Genomic DNA, 17513 nt, shown 5'->3' with positions numbered 1-17513 from the left:
ATTCCTGTTTCCAAAATGCACGGCAGCCATTGCCGCGCGCGTAATCAATCAAGATTTTTTTCTGCGAGAAAGGTCGAAACCAGGTCCGCGATCTCGATGTTGTTCATGTCCGAGAACGGGAAGTGGCTATTGCCCTTGATCCCGATCTCCGGCAAGTGGATGAGCCTGACGTCACCGCCATGGCGATTCACCGCATCACGCCACAGGCGCGCCATCTCAAGTCGCGCGCGCCAGCTGTCCTGAGCAGGCAAACGAACCGGTTTGTCGGGGATGTTGTCGCCGTAGAAGATGAGGATGGGGATACGGGTCAACGCTTCGAACTGTTCCTTCGAGACGATCTGTGCCGAGACTGTGTCGAACGCGCTGGGGATCGGCACGGGCCCCTCCCCCTCGGGAAACACGAAGCTGCTGCCCGGTTCAAATGCGACGATAGCCCGCACATGGCGGCTCTTGATCGCCGTCAGCCAACCGGGCCCGCCACCTTGCGAGTGGGTAAACAGAATGGCCGGCCCCGTCTTTTCCAGCAGCGCGGATACGCCATCGGATACGACCTCAATGTCATAAGGGCCGGTGTTGGGTGTCATCGAGCGGAAGAACTGCTCCAGCGCCTGCGGCCCCCGAGGGAATTGGCTGCCCTCGAAAGTGTCGGGCCACAGGCCAATGCGGAACTGGTTGAACCACATCTGCTCGTCCGCCACCGGTTTGATCGTCGTTTCAACCAGACTGCGTCCGGCATCGCCACGGCGCGGCTGGTCGATCAACCAGGTGGAGAAGCCGCGACGCAAGAAGATGTTCTGAAACCCTTCGCGTCCGTCAGCCGTCGTTTCCCAGGATTTCGCAGACTGCCCCGCGCCATGCCACATGACAATCGGCAACGGGCGAGCGTCAACCGGGACCTGGTAGAACGCATACACATGGTCGCCATGGTAGCTTTGGCCATCAGACAGGGCAGGCTTGTACGGGTCAAAGATGCCCGGCTGAGTCTCAACCCTCCCGCCGGCAATCACGCTGCCCTGCTCCTTGATGACCAGCGGACTGCGCTCGTCCGCTTCGGCGACCGCAGAGGTGCACAGGGCAAAACACAGGGTGCCTGCCTTTGCCAGGGCTGAAACACGATAGAGAATAACGGGATGGGTCATGGGGTACTCTCGGCGAGAAACGCAGAGAAGCAACTTACCCTCAGACTATTGATTGATAAACAGTACTAATCGGATAGCACTAATACCAAAATCACATAAATGTGATGAGAAAGCCCAACACTTTCCCTGTAGGAGCGAGCCTGCTCGCGATGGAGGCCAACGATAACGCGGGCTTTCTGAATAAGCGCGTTGCGCCTGAGTTCATCGCGAGCAATCGAGCGTCGACCGGCTGCTCCTACCATTTTGCTCAGCCCTTGGCTGCCATCGCGGTCACTTCCACACGCATGCCTTCAACTGCCAGCGACGCCACGCCAACAGCCGCACGCACCGGCCACGGTTTGGCGAAGAAGCGCTTGTACACCTCGTTGAACGCGGCGCGGTCGGCCATGTCGGTGAGGTAGATGGTCAGGTGCATGACGCGGTCCATGGAACTGCCGGCGCGCTCCAGTGCGACCTTCAATGCCTGCAACGTGCATTCGCTCTGCAGGGTGATGTCGCCCAGTTCCAGGCTGCCGTCGGCGCGAGTCGGGATCTGCGTGGAGACCAGGATGCCGTTGAAGCCGGCCACGTCGGAGGAGATGGAATCCGCGTCGGGATCAGGGGTGAAGGTGATGTCTTGGTTCGCCATGGGGTTCTCTTGTTCGAGGAAGTAAAAAGTGTGGGGAGTTTACAGCTTCACCGGGTGACTTGCGCCTCCCCTGCGGCGGGTGAATTGCTGTTCAGTCACCACGCTGCCCCACTGACTGCCTTGTTGTTCGTGGGTCAGCTCAAAACCTGCGGCTTCATAAAGTCGACGCGCGGCGTCCAGACCCTTGAACGTTGCCAGCTCAATCGCCTCGAAGCCGAACCGGTCGCAGAACTCCACCGCCTCGCGCAGCAACTGGCGCCCCACCCCGCCACCACGGCAACCGTCATCAAGGATGAACCAGCGCAGGTGGGCCTGGTTATTGCCCAGATCCTGCCCGTCGATGGCGATCGAGCCGACGATGCGATCATTCACTGTCGCCACCCAGAGGTTGTTGCAAGGCTGGTCCAGACGCCCCACGAACTCAGCGATGCCGCTGGCGACCTTGCTCTCGAAGAATTGCCCGAACCCTGAGTGCCTGGCGTAAAAGGCGGCATGCATTTCAGTCACGCGCCCAACGACACCGGGACGGTAACCGACGCTGATCTCGACCGGGTTGCCCGGCGCTTTTCCTTCGCCGGTACGGTGTGCATTCAGGGCGTGGGCATACGCCGCCAGCCCCTGGGCGACCGCTTGTTGTTGTGATGGATTCAAGTGCTCCAGCGCCGTTTGGACCTGCGTTCGCCCGTAAGCATGGATCGCAGCCACCGTGCGCCGGCCCTGCTTCGTCAATTGCAGGCGCTTGACGCGACCATCGCTGTCGGCGCTCTCCACCAGCTCGCCGGCCTTGATGAGCTTGGCCACCATGCGGCTGACACTGGACTTGTCCAGATCGAGCAATTGCACGAGTTGAGCGGCGGTCAGCGCCAGGTGTGCTTCGATTTCCAGCAGCGCGTGTACGGCTGAAGGTGAGTAGTCGGTCGCCGCCAGCGTGGCGCGCATGAAGCCCAACTCACGCACCATCGTGCGCGACGCAGAGCGGATTTCTTCAACCAGAGCGGGATGAGTGGTCACTTCAGGCCTCCCCTGAAAAATAGTTGCACCATACAACCATATTTCAGCGCGAGGGTTCAACAGGCGCGGAGTCAAACGCTCTGCATCAGTTATTTATACTCAAATGCCAGCTTAATAATATTTTACCGATAACAGGGTCATCCCTAGTCTTGAGCCCAAGAAATGGCAGGCCGTTCGCGACCTAAATCCAACTCGAAGGGTATAGAGATGACCACTGAAAAAATAAAAACAGATACGCTGATTGTTGGTGCCGGCCAGGCTGGCGTGGCCATGAGTGAACACCTGAGCAAACTCGGCGTGCCGCACCTGGTGCTGGAACGCAACCGTATCGCCGAACGCTGGCGCACCGGGCGCTGGGATTCGCTGGTGGCGAATGGTCCGGCGTGGCACGACCGTTTTCCCGGCCTTGATTTTGACGACCTCAGCCCCGACGAATTTGCGCCGAAAGAACGCGTGGCCGATTACTTCGAAGCCTACGCGAAGAAATTCAACGCGCCGATCCGCACCGGCGTGGACGTGCTGAAAGTTGAACGCAACGTTGGCCGTCCGGGTTTCACCATCGAAACTTCTGAAGGCGTGATCGAGGCCAACCGTGTGGTCGCCGCCACCGGGCCTTTCCAGCGGCCGGTCATCCCGCCGATTGCGCCGCAGGATCAGCCATTCCTGCAAATCCACTCCGCCGATTATCGCAACCCGCAGCAACTGCCTGAAGGCGCGGTGCTGGTGGTTGGCGCGGGCTCGTCCGGCGTTCAGATCGCCGATGAATTGCAGCGGGCCGGCAAGCAGGTTTACCTCTCCGTCGGTGCCCACGACCGCCCGCCTCGCGCCTATCGCAACCGTGATTTCTGCTGGTGGCTGGGGGTGCTTGGCGAGTGGGATCAAGCGGCAATGAAGCCCGGTCGCGAACACGTGACCATCGCGGTCAGCGGCGCACATGGCGGCCGTACGGTGGACTTCCGCGGCCTCGCTCATCGCGGCATGACGCTGGTCGGCCTGACCCAGGCGTTCAACGGCGGCGTGGCGACCTTCCAGCCGAACCTGGCCGAGAACCTGGCGCGTGGCGACGAGAATTATCTGGCGCTGCTCAACGCCGCCGACGCCTACATCGAACGCAATGGCCTGGACCTGCCGCAAGAACCGGAAGCGCGCATCACCTTCCCCGATCCGGACTGTGTGACCCATCCGATTCTTGAGCTGGACCTGGCCAAGGCCGGCGTGACCTCGATCATCTGGGCCACCGGTTTTGCCACGGACTACAGCTGGCTGAAGGTCGATGCCTTCGACGACAAGGGCAAGCCGCAGCATCAACGCGGTGTGTCGAGCGAACCGGGGGTGTATTTCCTCGGTTTGCCTTGGCAGTCCCGTCGTGGCTCTTCGTTCATCTGGGGCGTTTGGCATGACGCCAAGTACGTGGCGGATCACATCGCCATTCAGCGTTCGTACCTCGACTACCACGATGCGGCGCAACGCGAGGCGGAAGTTGTTTCGCTCGCCCCTAAAAAAACTGTCAGCGCTTAAGCCATTTTCCAGGAGCTTCACATGTCCACGCCAACCCATACCCGTATTCGCATGTTCAACACCAAGGAAACCTACCCGAACCAGAGCCTGGACAATGACCTGTGCCAGGCGGTCCGCGCCGGCAATACGGTTTATGTCCGTGGCCAGGTCGGGACTGATTTCGAAGGCCGTCTGGTGGGCCTTGGCGACCCGCGTGCGCAAACCGAGCAAGCCATGCGCAACGTCAAGCAGTTACTGGAAGAGGCTGGCAGCGACCTCAGTCACATCGTCAAAACCACGACTTACCTGATCGATCCGCGGTATCGCGAGCCGGTGTATCAGGAAGTCGGGAAGTGGTTGAAAGGTGTGTTTCCGATTTCGACCGGGTTGGTGGTATCGGCGTTGGGGCAACCGCAGTGGTTGATGGAGATTGATGTGATTGCGGTGATTCCCGAGTAGACCGAGTCGCGGCCTTCGCGAGCAAGCTTCGCTCCTACAGGTGAACCGGATTTCCTGTAGGAGCGAAGCTTGCTCGCGAAGAGGCCCGCCCAGACACCTCATTTGCCAAGGAGTAAAACCCATGACCTTCTCCATCGCCGCCCGTTGCCCCGAAACCGGTCAGTTCGGCATCGCCATCAGTTCCTCCAGCATCGCCGTCGGCGCCCGCTGTCCGTGGCTGCTGCCGGGCGTCGGCGCCGTCTCCACGCAAAACATCACCCTGCCCTCCCTCGGCCCGGACGTCCTTGCCCTGATGGAGCAAGGCCTCGCGCCCTTCGATGCGCTGGACAAGGTCCTCACGCGCAACGGCTACAGCCAATACCGGCAGATCACCGCCATCGACCACCTCGGCCAGACCGCCCACTTCAGCGGTGCGCAAACCCTGGGCAACCACAACGCCGTGTCCGGCGAACAATGTGTGGCCGCCGGCAACATGCTTGCGGACCGGGGCGTGATCGAGGCGATGGTCGAGGCCTTCGAACACGGCGAAGGTCAACTCGCCGACCGCTTGCTCGCCGCGATGAAAGCTGCCATCGCCGCTGGTGGCGAAGCCGGGCCGGTGCATTCGGCAGCGATGGTGGTGGTCGGCGAACTGACCTGGCCGATCATCAACCTGCGAGTCGACTGGGCAGATGAAGACCCTATCGGCGGGTTGGAAAAACTCTGGGATGCCTACCGCCCACAAGTCCAGGACTACATCGACCGCGCCCTCGCCCCGGACAAATCCCCTGGCTACGGCGTCGCCGGAGACGACCGATGAGCAGCAGCCGCGACGTGCTGCAAACCCTGGTGGCGTTCGACACCACGAGCCGCGAATCGAACCTGCAGCTCATCGAGTTTGTCCGTGACTATCTCGCGAGTCTCGATGTGCCTTGTGAACTGATCTACAACGAGCAGCGCAGCAAGGCCAATCTGTTTGCCACGATCGGCCCGGCGGACAAGCCGGGCATCGTGCTGTCGGGACATACCGATGTGGTGCCCGTCGATGGCCAGCCGTGGACCGTTGCGCCGTTCGAACTGACCGAGCGCGATGGCAAGTTGTATGGTCGCGGTACGGCGGACATGAAGGGCTTCATTGCTTGCGTGCTTGCCCTCGCTCCATCCTTGGTAAACGCTTCGCTGAGACTGCCGGTGCACATCGCGCTTTCGTACGATGAAGAGGTCGGCTGCCTCGGTGTACGCTCCTTACTGGCGGAGCTGGAACAACGCCTGGTCAAACCGATGCTGTGCATCATTGGAGAACCGACTGAGCTGAAACCGGTGCTCGGGCACAAGGGAAAACTGGCGATGCGCTGTGATATTCACGGTGAAGCGTGCCATTCGGCGTATGCGCCGCTTGGGGTCAATGCCATTGAGTACGCCGCCGAATTGATCGGTAAGCTGGGACGGATCGGTAACCGCCTGAAAGCGCCCGAGCATCACGACGCGCGTTTCGATCCGCCATTTTCCACCGTACAAACCGGTGTTATTTCCGGAGGCAAAGCGTTGAACATTGTCCCGGCCGATTGCCGGTTCGACTTCGAAATACGCGCCCTGCCCTCGCATGATCCAAGTGAAGTCGCCCAGGAATTGAAAGCCTACGCCGAGCAGCAAGTGCTGCCGCGAATGCGTGCGGTCAGTGAACAGAGCGAGATTCGCTTCAGTGAGTTGTCGGCGTATCCCGGATTGGCGACGGACGCCCACAGCGAAGCGGCTGAGTTGATCGCTGCATTTTCCGGCTCCAGGGAATTTGGAACAGTGGCCTTCGGCACCGAGGGCGGCCTGTTCGATGCAGCAGGAATCCCCACCGTTGTCTGCGGCCCCGGGAGCATGGATCAGGGCCATAAACCAGATGAGTTCGTCAGCCTCGAACAATTGAACCGCTGCGATGAAATGCTGCAACGAATGCTCGCGTTCATCAGCCGATAAAACCAACACTCGCAACCGCACGCGCTCACCAATGTAGGAGCCGGCTTGCTGGCGATGGCGTCCTCAAAATCGCCATCGCCAGCAAGCCGGCTCCTACAGGGTTTTTGGGCGACCCATGGACCTACTTTTTTTAACGTCTGTACCAACAAAACTACTAATTTATCTATCCCACCCCACCGCACATCATCAACTCCAACAAGAAAAGCGTCGCCCCACGCGGCGCTCACCGAAGTACGTCCACGTACTCAAAATTGCCTTGGAGTCCGTCATGGTTACCGCAGCAACAACCCCCGCCCCACTCATCGAAAAACACACCATCGGCTACGTGCCACCCGAAGATCGCCACGGCAAAACCCGTGACCTTTTCACCCTCTGGTTCGGCGGCAACATCGCCCCGCTGCCCATCGTCACCGGCGCCCTCGGCGTGCAGATGTTTCACCTCAACCTGGTGTGGGGCATTGTCGCCATCCTCGTCGGCCACCTGGTCGGCGGCGTGCTGATGGCACTGCACTCGGCGCAGGGCCCGCAGATGGGCATCCCGCAAATGATCCAGAGCCGCGCCCAGTTCGGTTCCCTCGGCGCGCTGCTGGTGGTGCTGATCGCCGGCATCATGTACATCGGCTTCTTCGCCTCCAATATCGTCCTCGCCGGCAAGTCCCTGCATGGCGTGGTCGACAGCGTGCCGGTGCCGGTCGGCATCGTCATCGGCGCCCTCGGTTCAGGCATTATCGGCATCATCGGCTATCGCTTCATTCACGTGCTCAACCGCATCGGCACCTGGGTGCTCGGCGCGGGTATCGTGCTCGGCTTCGGCTACATCTTCACCCACGTGCAGACCGCCGACTTCCTCACACGCGGCAGCTTCAATATTTCCGGCTGGCTCGCCACCGTGTCCCTTGCCGCACTCTGGCAGATCGCTTTCGCGCCTTACGTCTCCGACTACTCGCGCTACCTGCCGGCCAACGTACCCGTCGCCGCAACCTTCTGGACGACTTATCTGGGCACCGTGCTCGGTTCCAGCCTCTCGTTCATTTTCGGCGCCGTCGCCGTCCTCGCCACGCCCGTCGGCATGGACACCATGGACGCCGTCAAACTCGCCACCGGCTCCATCGGCCCGTTGATGCTCGTGCTGTTCCTGCTCAGTGTCATCAGCCACAACGCCCTCAACCTCTATGGCGCGGTGCTGTCGTTGATCACCCTGGTGCAAACCTTCGCCTACCGCTGGATCCCCACCGCCAAAAGCCGCGCCATCCTGTCGATCATCCTCCTCGCTGCCTGCTGCTTCGCCGCCGTCGGCGCCTCCGCCAACTTCATCGGCCACTTCGTCGACATGGTGCTGGTGTTGCTCGTGGTGTTGGTGCCATGGACCGCGATCAACCTGATCGACTTCTACGCCATCCACAAAGGCCAGTACGACATCAATTCGATCTTCAAGGTCGATGGCGGCATCTACGGCCGGTACAACCCGCAGGCACTGTTGGCGTATGCGATCGGGATCGTGGTGCAGATTCCGTTCATGAACACGCCGCTGTACGTCGGACCGATTTCGCAGCACATCAATGGGGCTGACCTGTCCTGGCTGGTGGGCCTGATCATCACCTCGCCGCTCTACTACTGGCTGGCCAATCGCGACACCGCGTACAAGCGCCGCCTCTCCACCGGGAAACTGGCCAATAGCCTCTAACTCCCTCACATTTCAACCGCAATAAAAAACCGCATTAATGCGGTTTTTTATTGCTTGATCATATTATGCAGCTCCAAGATATTGACTATCACGCATAATAAAAACGCCAACAAAACCGTTATTGAAAATTTGACATGTCTCAGCAACTTTACACTCTAATAAAAAATTGATCTGGCTGATTGCAAAATTGTAACGCTGGCGTTGCACCGCGCCAGTGCCGCTTCAAAAAAACGATATATCTACCTGCCTGATTTTGGTGCAAAAATACATATTCTACTCATATGACAAAACGAAATAAGTTAGATATCCATCTGTTTTTGTTGATGTTTTTTATTTGCAATTCACATACTGTCTTTTGGCACCTTCCTTGTAACCCCCACTCTTTATATTGCTGGCGCGAACTGTTCGAAATTCCTGTTAAAAAAAATGACAGTGCCAGGAAGATGTTTGTCTACACTCTTGGTTCTGCGATTGCTGGCCCGAAAAACACGTTGAACCAAACTGCCGCTTAGTTAGCCAAATAGAGCAACTGTCGGCCTGTGTGGCATGCCGACGGCCATCCGAAATCCGGGTATATGGGGAACTTACCAATGCGTATCAGCATATTTGGTCTGGGGTATGTGGGCGCTGTATGCGCGGGCTGTCTGTCTGCTCGCGGTCATGACGTAATCGGCGTGGATGTCTCGCAAGTCAAGATTGACCTGATCAACCAGGGTAAATCGCCTATCGTCGAACCCGGCCTGGAACCGCTGCTCGAACAGGGAGTGAATTCAGGGCGGCTGCGCGGCAGCAGTAATGTAAAGGCAGCCGTGATGGACACGCAGATGTCATTCCTCTGCGTCGGAACGCCCTGCAAGAAGAATGGCGATCTGGATCTGGTCTACATCGAGTCGGTCTGCCGCGAGATCGGCGAAGCCCTGCACACCAAGGACAGTTGGCATACGGTTGTGGTGCGCAGCACGGTACTGCCGGGCACCGTCAAGAATGTGGTGATCCCGATACTGGAAGACTGTTCCGGCAAGAAGGCCGGGGTCGACTTCGGTGTGGCGATCAACCCGGAATTCCTGCGCGAAAGTACGGCGATCAAGGACTACAACTGTCCGCCCATGACAGTGATCGGTGAACTCGACCAACGCAGCGGCGACCTGCTCGCCTCGCTCTTTCAAGAGCTGGACGCGCCGCTCCTGCGCCGCAGTATCGAAGTGGCCGAGATGATCAAGTACACCTGCAATGTCTGGCACGCGACCAAAGTCACCTTCGCCAATGAGATCGGCAATATCGCGAAGGCTGCCGGCGTGGACGGTCGCGATGTGATGGACGTGGTCTGCCAGGACACCAAGCTCAACCTGTCGCGTTATTACATGCGCCCAGGTTTCGCGTTCGGCGGTTCCTGCCTGCCCAAGGATGTGCGTGCGCTGAACTACCGCGCCGGGCAACTGGATGTCGAGCACCCGCTGCTGGCGTCGATCATGCGCAGCAATGCGGCGCAGGTTCAGCGAGCCTTCGACATCATCACCAGTTACGGCAAGCGGCGTATCGCCCTGCTCGGCCTGAGCTTCAAGGCCGGCACCGATGACCTGCGCGAAAGCCCGCTGGTGGAGTTGGCCGAAATGTTGATCGGCAAAGGCTACGACCTGCATATCTTCGACCGCAACGTTGAATACGCGCGCATCTACGGCGCCAACAAGGACTACATCGAATCGAAGATTCCGCACCTGGCTTCGCTGCTACGCGCAGACCTTGTGAAGGTGATCGACGAGGCGGAGGTGATTGTGCTTGGCAACGGTGACGAGTCCTTCAGAGCCCTCGCGCTAGAGGTGCCCGAGGGCAAGCAGGTGGTTGACCTGGTGGGTTTCATGCCACACACCAGTGACGATCAGCTCGAAGGCATCTGCTGGTAAGAGAGTCACCGAACTGCAACCCGGGCAATACGGGTTTATCGAACAGGAGTCACAAGTATGGCTGGTGCCAGGGATTACTTGCGCGAAGCGGCGGGCTGGCTGTTTTACGTCACCGCGTTGCTGGGGCTTGCACTGCTGCTGCCGCGCTCAGTGTTCGATCCCCAATCCAGGGACTTTCTCCTGTTGCTGGGGGCTGTCGGTATCTGGCGCTACTCGATGGGGGCTGTCCATTACATACGAGGGTTACTGTTCCTTTATGTGGTGTTCCCCTACTACAGACGCAAAGTCACCCGGCTCGGCAGCATTGCCGACCCGTCGCACGTGTTTTTGCTGGTCACCAGTTTTCGGATCGAGGCGCTGACCACGGCGCAGGTGTACCGCTCGGTGATCGAAGAAGCCATCGGTTGTGGTTACCCGACCACGGTGGTCTGTTCCATCGTCGAGCTCGCCGATGAATTGCTGATCAAGGCACTCTGGGACAGCTATACCCCGCCGGAGCAGGTCAAGCTGAGCTTCGTGCGGATTCCCGGCACCGGCAAGCGCGACGGCCTGGCCCATGGTTTCCGGGCGATCTCCCGGCACGTGCCGGACGCCGATGCGGTGGTGGCCGTGGTCGATGGCGACACCGTGCTTTCCGCCGGGCTGGTACGTCAGACCGTGCCCTGGTTCAAGCTTTTTCCGAACGTCGGCGGGTTGACCACCAATGAGTTCTGCGAGGTACGCGGCAGCTACCTGATGAGCGAATGGCACAAGCTGCGGTTCGCCCAGCGGCACATCAATATGTGCTCGATGGCACTGGGCAAGCGGGTGCTGACAATGACCGGGCGGATGTCGGTGTTCCGCGCCCAAGTGGTGACCGATCCCGGATTCATTCAAGACGTCGAGCGCGATTATCTGCAGCACTGGCGCCTGGGGCGTTTCCGCTTTTTGACCGGCGATGACAAGTCCAGTTGGTACAGCCTGATGCGGCTGGGTTACGACACCTTTTATGTGCCCGACGCGGCGATCAACACCGTCGAGCATCCACCGGAAAAGAACTTCATCAAGGCCAGCCGCAAGCTGATGTTCCGCTGGTATGGCAATAACCTGCGGCAAAACTCACGGGCCCTGCACCTGGGCGTGCGGCGGCTGGGCTGGTTCACCTCGCTGGTGTTGCTCGACCAACGCGTATCGATGTGGGCCAGCCTGCTCGGGCCGTCGGTGGCGATCATTGCCAGCCTCAAATACAGCATCGCCTACTTGCTGATTTATGTGCTCTGGATCGGCGTGACGCGCCTGATCCTGAGCCTTCTGTTGCTGGCGTCGGGGCACCCGGTCGGGCCGGCTTATCCCCTGATTCTCTATTACAACCAGCTGGTCGGCGCCATGGTGAAGATCTATGTGTTCTTCCGTCTCGACCAGCAATCGTGGACGCGCCAGAAAACCAAACTCGACCGTGGGCTGGCGAGCTATCAGCGCTGGTTCAATACCTGGTCGTCGCGGGCCATGACGTTTTCGGCCGGCAGCGTGTTTTGCGCGCTGCTGATGTGGATTGTGTAGTGCAGGTGTCAGGGCCGTGGCAGGCCGTGCCGGATCGGACTCAATCGATGGGAAGGAACGCGTTATGAACACAGCTTTTGTTGCTGTTGATGACAATGTCGTGCACGAGTCGGAGGTGCAGCGTCAGCATGCGCGGCTGACTCTGCCGGCGAGGATCAAGTTTCACGGGCCGGACCGGGAGCCGTTCGATTGCGAGCTGATCGACTTGTCAGCCGGCGGATTCAGCCTGAGTCAGCCGGGTACAACGCTGATCGTGGGCCGGCAACACAAAGGCAAATTGGTGTTCCAGGTCGATGCACTGGGGTTTGCCATCGACGTGGAGTTTGTCGTGCGCTCGATTAACGACGAGGGGCAGCGCATAGGTTGCGAGTTTCAAAACCTGCGCCCTCGTGCGATTTCCGCCTTGCGTTACGTGATCACCTCTTACCTCTCGGGCGGGGTGATCAGCCTGGGTGACATGCTCTCGACCCAGCAGCGCGACAACTTCACCAAGCCGCGAAAGCACGAAAGCGGCCACGGCATGGGCATTCTCGCTCGCGTGCGGGCCACCGCGGTAAGCCTGCTGATGTTCCTGGTGGGACTGTTTGCCTTTGGTTATGTGGTGCACCAGTTGTATGGCATTTATTTCGTCACCCATGCCGAATCGGCGCGGGTCAATGTGCCCGGCCAGCTGATCGGTCTGCCGCGCGACGGCAGCGTCAACTCGTTAGTCAAAGTGGGGGCGGTGGTGGCCAAGGGCGCCCCGCTGGCGACTTTTTCCGCCTCGTTGCTGGATGTGATGAAAGGCAACCTGCCGCCCGGACAGGCGACCCCGGAAAACCTTGAGCGCCTGTTCAGCCGAACCCTGCAAGGTTCGCTGACCAGCCCTTGCGATTGCCGGGTGGTGTCGCAGTTGGTGCCGGACGGCCAGGTCGTCGGCAAGGGCACTACGGTGTACGAGTTGATGCCAATCGACGGTGTGGCAACCATCGAGGCGCGCTTCCCCTACAAGAATTTTGCCAAGATCCAGCCCGGCAAAGCGGTGAGCTTCCAGTTGATCGGCGAAGAACAGCCACGCGCGGGCAAAATCACTGCGGTGGCGCTGGACAACGGCGGCCTGGCCTCGGACCTGCGGGTCACCATTGAGCCTGACAGTCCGTTGCAAACCGATCAGGCCGGGCGGCCGGTGGAGGTCAGTATCGAAGACCTGCAAGGCAATGTCTGGGTGCAGAGTGCCTCGGCGGCCAATGCCTGGGTGAAAAACACCTGGGCGAATAAAGTCATGGCGGCCGGAAAATGAACGGCGCATGGCGATCGGGGCTGCGGTTTTCCGCGCTGGCCGCGGCCCTGACAATGATTCATGGGTGCGGCACCCTCCCCGATCAAGGCTTGGCGCGCGAGGCCATGGCGCGCGGCGATTATGAAACGGCTCGCAAGAACTACGCGCCGCTGGCCGAGGACGGCTATGCCGACGCCCAGGCCGGAATGGGCGACTTGACGGCCTCGGCGGGCGACCCCGCGAGCCTGAAAGCGGCTGAGGGATTGTACCGGCAGGCCGCGCCGGAATCGGTCAAGGCGCAGTCACGTCTGGGCCGCGTGTTGCTGCGTCAGGGACCGACGGATCCCAAGCAAGTGCAAGAGGCCCGGCAATTGCTGGAAGGCGCGCTGGACAAAGGCGAGTTCAGTGCCGTGGTGCCGCTGACCTTGTTGTACCTGGGCTACCCGCAACTGACGTCGGGGGTGGATCCGCAGCAGAAGGTCAACGGCTGGCGCGCCCAAGGCATTGTCGAGGCCGACCTGGCGCAAATCCTGATTTACCGCAATCAGGGCACTTATAACGCTCACCTGCCGCAAATCGAGCAGATGTGCCGGGCGAGACTGGCATTACTCGATGCCTGTTATGTGGAGCTGGCCACGATCAACCGAATGCGCGCCCAGCCCAAGGCGCAAGCGGACTTGCTGGCGCAGTTGCGCCAGGGGTGGCGCGAGGGACGAGTCGCGCCCTTGCGGGTCGAATCGGTGGCGCGCGTTCTGTCGACGCCGACACTCGAAGGCCCGGCCGATCCGCAAAGCGCCCAGCGCCTGCTCGAGGAACTGGCACCCGACTATCCACCGGCCTGGACCAGCCTGGCGCGGCTGATCGACGACTACCCCGCCCAAGGCGATGCGCCGCAGTTGCTCTCGGCCTTGCAGCGCGGGCGCGAAGCGGGCGACCCACGGGCGGAACTGCTGACCGGGCGCCTGTATTACCTCGGCAAATGGCTGCCGCAGGATCCGCGCCTGGCGCAAGAGCACTTGCTCAAGGCGGCCGCCGCCGGTGAAGTCGGGGCGCATTACTACCTCGGCCAGTTGTACCGGCGCGGTTATCTGGGCCAGGTCGAACCACAGAAAGCGCTGCAACACTTGCTGCTGGCAGCGCGCAACGGTTCGCCCAATGCCGACCTGGCGCTGGCGCACATGTTTTCCGATTCACGCGGGGTCAAGGTCAATCGAATCAATGCCTTTGTCTTTGCGCAACTCGCGCAACGCCAGGGCGTGGTAAATGCGGGGCCAGTGCTGTCGGCCGTGCAGTCGGGGATGACCCCGGCAGAGAGGAAAATCGCGCAGCCCTTACTTGAGGAAGAAGCTCAGGCCCGTCTGACGGGCGCGGCTCTCGCCAGGCTGCAAACTCCGGAAAATGGACAGGACTTACTATGAAACAAGCACTGTTGGCAGGTTATGGTCTGGGAGTTTCGCTGATGTGCAGCGCCGGTCTGGTGCTGGCGGCGGAAGTGGCGCCGAAGAATTTCGGCCTGGATGTGAAGATTACCGGCGAGTCGCAGGACGACCGGGACCTGGGCACTGCACCCGGTGGCACCCTCAACGATATTGGCCTCGACCTGCGCCCCTGGGCCTTTGGCCAATGGGGCAACTGGAGCGCCTATGTGATGGGCCAGGCGGTAGCGGCGACCGACACCATCGACACCGACACCGTGAACAACGGCGTCGACGACAGCAACACCCGTGAAGCGGATGACAGCTACCTGGCGCTTCGCGAATTCTGGGTCGACTATTCGGGCATCACGGCCTATCCAGGCGAGCATCTGCGCCTGGGGCGCCAGCGTCTGCGCGAGGACAGCGGCGAGTGGATGGACACCAACATCGAAGCGCTCAACTGGACCTTTGAAACCACGTTGCTGCGCAGCCACGTCGGCGCCGCTCAACGCTTTTCCGACTACCGCACCGACCTGGACGACCTGGCACCGGAAGACAAAGACCGTTCCCATGCCTTCGCCGACATCTCTACGCAATGGACGCCCAACAATTGGGTCGGCTTGCGTGTACATCACTCGGAAGACAGCGGCAATCTGCCGGACCCCGGTGACCGACTCGACACACTCGACAAGACCACCACCGGCAGCCTGACCTGGGTCGGCCTTGAAGCGAACGGTGACGGCTACAACTATCGCTCGACGATGCCGCTCAATTACTGGGTCAACGCAACCTGGCTGACCGGCGATCGCGACAACCTCAACAGCGTGATCGTCCCTTCCGGCGATCGAATCGCGACAGGCCACACCAGCGGCGACGTCAATTCCTGGGCCGCGGACCTGGGCTTGCGCTGGAACATCGATGACGCCTGGCGCCTCGGTGCTGCCGCCGCCCGTGGCGATGGCGGCGGCAACGACCAGGAGAACCAGTTCCAGCAAACCGGCCTGCAAAGCAACCGCTCGAACTACACCGGCACGCGCTCACGGGTACACCGCTTCGGCGAAGCCTTTCGCGGTGAACTGAGCAACCTCCAGACAGCAACGCTGTTCGGCGCCTGGTCGTATCGCGAGGACTACGACGCCAGCCTCGTCTACCACCGCTTCTGGCGGGTCGACGACCAGACGGAAACCGGCGACGACGGGATCATCAATGCGGCGCTGGTGGACGGCGAGAAGGACCTGGGCCAGGAAGTCGATCTGGTCATGACCAAGTACTTCAAGCAAGGCCTGTTGCCCGCGAGCATGGTGGATTGGGTCGACGAACCCTCGGCACTGATCCGCCTGCGTCTGGGCGTGTTCTTCCCCGGTGACGCCTACGCCAACGACACCGATTCGAGCATGCACCGGGCGTTCATCGATTTCGTCTGGAAAATCTAGGACCCGGTGGCTGCCCGCGCTGAAGCCATCGCGGGCAACGGCACATTGATCACAACCGGCTGCCTTTTGGATGAGTGAGACTTATGGACCGTGTCGTCAAGATAGGACTGATGCTCGCCGCAATGCTGTTGGTGCAGACGGCAGGTGCCAGTGCGGCAGGTGACCTCCTGATACCGCGCTACAGCATCAGCGAGGCTCCGGGAAAACCGTTGCTGATCAAGGAACCGAAAATGCCCGACCTGTCCGGCTATACCGCCGAGGCAGTCGCCGCGAAGATTGCCTACAAGCCCGCCGGCCGTGCCTTGATCCAGCCGATGCTCAAGGAGAGCGCGCTTGATGAGTTCATCGGCGGCCAGGACCGCTTCAAGGAATGGGTGGTGCGCCAGAAGCAAATGCCCGTGGCGATCTTCATCGACCGTGGCTACATGAGCCTGACGCAACTGGCACGCAGCCTGCCGCAGACAGCCCTGCGCGAGACCGCACCGGGGGTATTTCTGGCGCGCTTGCCGATCGTCATCCGTCCCGGCGGGACGCTGCATATCGACAAATCGGTCAAGGAACTGCGCTTGTCCCAGGACGGCGGTTCCTTCCTGGTCAACGACGGCAAACTGTTCATTACCGATACCAAGGTCAGCGCCTGGAGCGAGAAAGACGACAGCCCGGCCTGGTTCAAAAAAGAGGAAACGTTTCGCCCGTTCCTGATTTCCTGGGGCGGCACCGAGACCTACATCGTCAACAGCACCATCACCAGCTTCGGCTACACCGAGAGCAAGAGTTATGGGGTGAGTATTTCCCAGTACAGCCCGAGCATGGCGCCGAAGATGAAGCGCAAGAAACCGACCGGCTGGCTGATCAATTCGCAGTTCATCGACAACTATTTCGGCTTCTATTGCTACGAGGCCGACGACGTGGTGATTCTGCGCAACACCTATCGCGCAAACATCGTATATGGCATCGACCCGCACGACCGTTCGCGCCGGCTGATCATTGCCCATAACGATGTCTTCGATACCCACAAGAAGCACGGCATCATCCTCTCGCGCGAGGTCAACGACAGCTGGATCATCTACAACCGCACCTACAACAATCATCTGTCGGGCATCGTCCTGGACCGTTCCAGCGTCAATAACCTGCTGGCCTACAACGAAACCTACAAAAACCGCTCCGACGGCATCACCTTGTACGAGAGCGGCAATAACCTGATCTGGCGCAACCGCGCGGCGGACAATGACCGACACGGGATCCGTGTGCGCAACAGCACCGGCGTGCGCCTGTACGAAAACGAGCTGATGGCCAACGCCCTGACCGGGATCTATGGCCACACCAAGGATTTGCGTGGCAGCGACCGCGATCTCAAGGAAGACCCCTACGAAGCCAAACTGTCGCTCACCGTGGTCGGCGGCAAGCTGATCGGCAACGGTTCCAGCCCCATCGCCGTGTTTTCACCCTCGCGCCTGGAACTCTATGACTTGACCTTTCTCGCGCCGCAGAAACAGGACGGCCTGGCCTTCACCGGTTTGCTGGGGGACGTCCAGGGCGACTTGATGGACATCCTCCTGCGCCGCCACGCCGCCGCGTTGATTCTGCCCGAGACACTGTGAG

Annotated in this window: 14 protein-coding genes; 11 read left to right on the top strand and 3 right to left on the bottom strand. The window is 60.4% G+C overall.

Going from position 1 to position 17513, the window contains the following annotated elements:
• Window positions 1–44: 44 nt before the first annotated feature.
• The 3 genes from IB246_RS01450 to IB246_RS01440 form a co-directional block, all read right to left on the bottom strand.
• On the bottom strand, window positions 45–1139 hold the full coding sequence (locus tag IB246_RS01450; RefSeq protein ID WP_008038946.1) for an alpha/beta hydrolase: 1095 nt from the start codon (window positions 1137–1139) through the stop codon (window positions 45–47).
• Window positions 1140–1386: 247 nt separating this feature from the next.
• Window positions 1387–1767, bottom strand: a complete 381-nt coding sequence (locus IB246_RS01445) for a RidA family protein (RefSeq protein ID WP_008027160.1) — start codon at window positions 1765–1767, stop codon at window positions 1387–1389.
• A 39-nt stretch (window positions 1768–1806) separates the two neighbouring features.
• Complete coding sequence (locus IB246_RS01440; RefSeq protein ID WP_008038948.1) at window positions 1807–2778, bottom strand: bifunctional helix-turn-helix transcriptional regulator/GNAT family N-acetyltransferase; 972 nt, start codon at window positions 2776–2778, stop codon at window positions 1807–1809.
• 207 nt (window positions 2779–2985) lie between these two features.
• On the opposite strand from IB246_RS01440, the gene IB246_RS01435 reads away from it, so the two are divergent.
• From IB246_RS01435 to algG, 11 genes are all read left to right on the top strand, one after another.
• The gene (locus IB246_RS01435) at window positions 2986–4296 is read left to right on the top strand and encodes a flavin-containing monooxygenase (protein ID WP_032832474.1); all 1311 of its coding nucleotides are present in this window, start codon (window positions 2986–2988) and stop codon (window positions 4294–4296) included.
• Between the two features lie 21 nt (window positions 4297–4317).
• Window positions 4318–4734, top strand: a complete 417-nt coding sequence (locus IB246_RS01430; RefSeq protein WP_008038953.1) for a RidA family protein — start codon at window positions 4318–4320, stop codon at window positions 4732–4734.
• 121 nt (window positions 4735–4855) lie between these two features.
• Window positions 4856–5533 (top strand): DUF1028 domain-containing protein, encoded by a 678-nt coding sequence (locus IB246_RS01425; protein WP_008038956.1) that lies wholly within the window; start codon window positions 4856–4858, stop codon window positions 5531–5533.
• Window positions 5530–6681: an acetylornithine deacetylase gene (argE, locus tag IB246_RS01420; RefSeq protein WP_008038958.1), complete on the top strand. Its 1152-nt coding sequence runs from the start codon at window positions 5530–5532 to the stop codon at window positions 6679–6681. The genes IB246_RS01425 and argE overlap by 4 nt, the downstream gene beginning before the upstream one ends.
• A 268-nt stretch (window positions 6682–6949) precedes the next feature.
• Window positions 6950–8365, top strand: coding sequence for a purine-cytosine permease family protein (locus IB246_RS01415; RefSeq protein ID WP_008038960.1), 1416 nt, complete (start codon window positions 6950–6952; stop codon window positions 8363–8365).
• 590 nt (window positions 8366–8955) lie between these two features.
• Window positions 8956–10266, top strand: a complete 1311-nt coding sequence (locus IB246_RS01410) for a nucleotide sugar dehydrogenase (protein ID WP_008038962.1) — start codon at window positions 8956–8958, stop codon at window positions 10264–10266.
• A 57-nt stretch (window positions 10267–10323) separates the two neighbouring features.
• Entirely contained in the window at window positions 10324–11805 is a 1482-nt protein-coding gene (locus tag IB246_RS01405; protein WP_008038964.1) for a glycosyltransferase family 2 protein, read from the top strand.
• 64 nt (window positions 11806–11869) lie between these two features.
• The gene (locus IB246_RS01400; RefSeq protein ID WP_008038966.1) at window positions 11870–13084 is read left to right on the top strand and encodes an alginate biosynthesis protein Alg44; all 1215 of its coding nucleotides are present in this window, start codon (window positions 11870–11872) and stop codon (window positions 13082–13084) included.
• Window positions 13085–13188: 104 nt separating this feature from the next.
• Window positions 13189–14481 (top strand): alginate biosynthesis protein AlgK, encoded by a 1293-nt coding sequence (locus IB246_RS01395; protein WP_225608992.1) that lies wholly within the window; start codon window positions 13189–13191, stop codon window positions 14479–14481.
• 41 nt (window positions 14482–14522) lie between these two features.
• The gene (locus IB246_RS01390) at window positions 14523–15911 is read left to right on the top strand and encodes an alginate export family protein (RefSeq protein WP_223436639.1); all 1389 of its coding nucleotides are present in this window, start codon (window positions 14523–14525) and stop codon (window positions 15909–15911) included.
• An 83-nt stretch (window positions 15912–15994) separates the two neighbouring features.
• Window positions 15995–17512, top strand: coding sequence for a mannuronan 5-epimerase AlgG (gene algG, locus IB246_RS01385; RefSeq protein WP_008038977.1), 1518 nt, complete (start codon window positions 15995–15997; stop codon window positions 17510–17512).
• Window position 17513 lies beyond the last annotated feature (1 nt).

This window comes from Pseudomonas sp. PDM01, assembly GCF_014852325.1.
Classification (GTDB): Bacteria; Pseudomonadota; Gammaproteobacteria; order Pseudomonadales; family Pseudomonadaceae; genus Aquipseudomonas; species Aquipseudomonas migulae.
This window is presented reverse-complemented; position numbering and strand designations above follow the sequence as displayed.

Coding starts and splice junctions, on each gene's coding strand:
- IB246_RS01450 (WP_008038946.1), bottom strand. CDS start 1,139: ATGACCCATCCCGTTATTCTCTATCGTGTTTCAGCCCTGGCAAAGGCA.
- IB246_RS01425 (WP_008038956.1), top strand. CDS start 4,856: ATGACCTTCTCCATCGCCGCCCGTTGCCCCGAAACCGGTCAGTTCGGC.
- IB246_RS01410 (WP_008038962.1), top strand. CDS start 8,956: ATGCGTATCAGCATATTTGGTCTGGGGTATGTGGGCGCTGTATGCGCG.
- IB246_RS01445 (WP_008027160.1), bottom strand. CDS start 1,767: ATGGCGAACCAAGACATCACCTTCACCCCTGATCCCGACGCGGATTCC.
- IB246_RS01405 (WP_008038964.1), top strand. CDS start 10,324: ATGGCTGGTGCCAGGGATTACTTGCGCGAAGCGGCGGGCTGGCTGTTT.
- argE (WP_008038958.1), top strand. CDS start 5,530: ATGAGCAGCAGCCGCGACGTGCTGCAAACCCTGGTGGCGTTCGACACC.
- IB246_RS01430 (WP_008038953.1), top strand. CDS start 4,318: ATGTCCACGCCAACCCATACCCGTATTCGCATGTTCAACACCAAGGAA.
- IB246_RS01390 (WP_223436639.1), top strand. CDS start 14,523: ATGTGCAGCGCCGGTCTGGTGCTGGCGGCGGAAGTGGCGCCGAAGAAT.
- IB246_RS01395 (WP_225608992.1), top strand. CDS start 13,189: ATGGCGCGCGGCGATTATGAAACGGCTCGCAAGAACTACGCGCCGCTG.
- IB246_RS01415 (WP_008038960.1), top strand. CDS start 6,950: ATGGTTACCGCAGCAACAACCCCCGCCCCACTCATCGAAAAACACACC.
- IB246_RS01435 (WP_032832474.1), top strand. CDS start 2,986: ATGACCACTGAAAAAATAAAAACAGATACGCTGATTGTTGGTGCCGGC.
- IB246_RS01400 (WP_008038966.1), top strand. CDS start 11,870: ATGAACACAGCTTTTGTTGCTGTTGATGACAATGTCGTGCACGAGTCG.
- algG (WP_008038977.1), top strand. CDS start 15,995: ATGGACCGTGTCGTCAAGATAGGACTGATGCTCGCCGCAATGCTGTTG.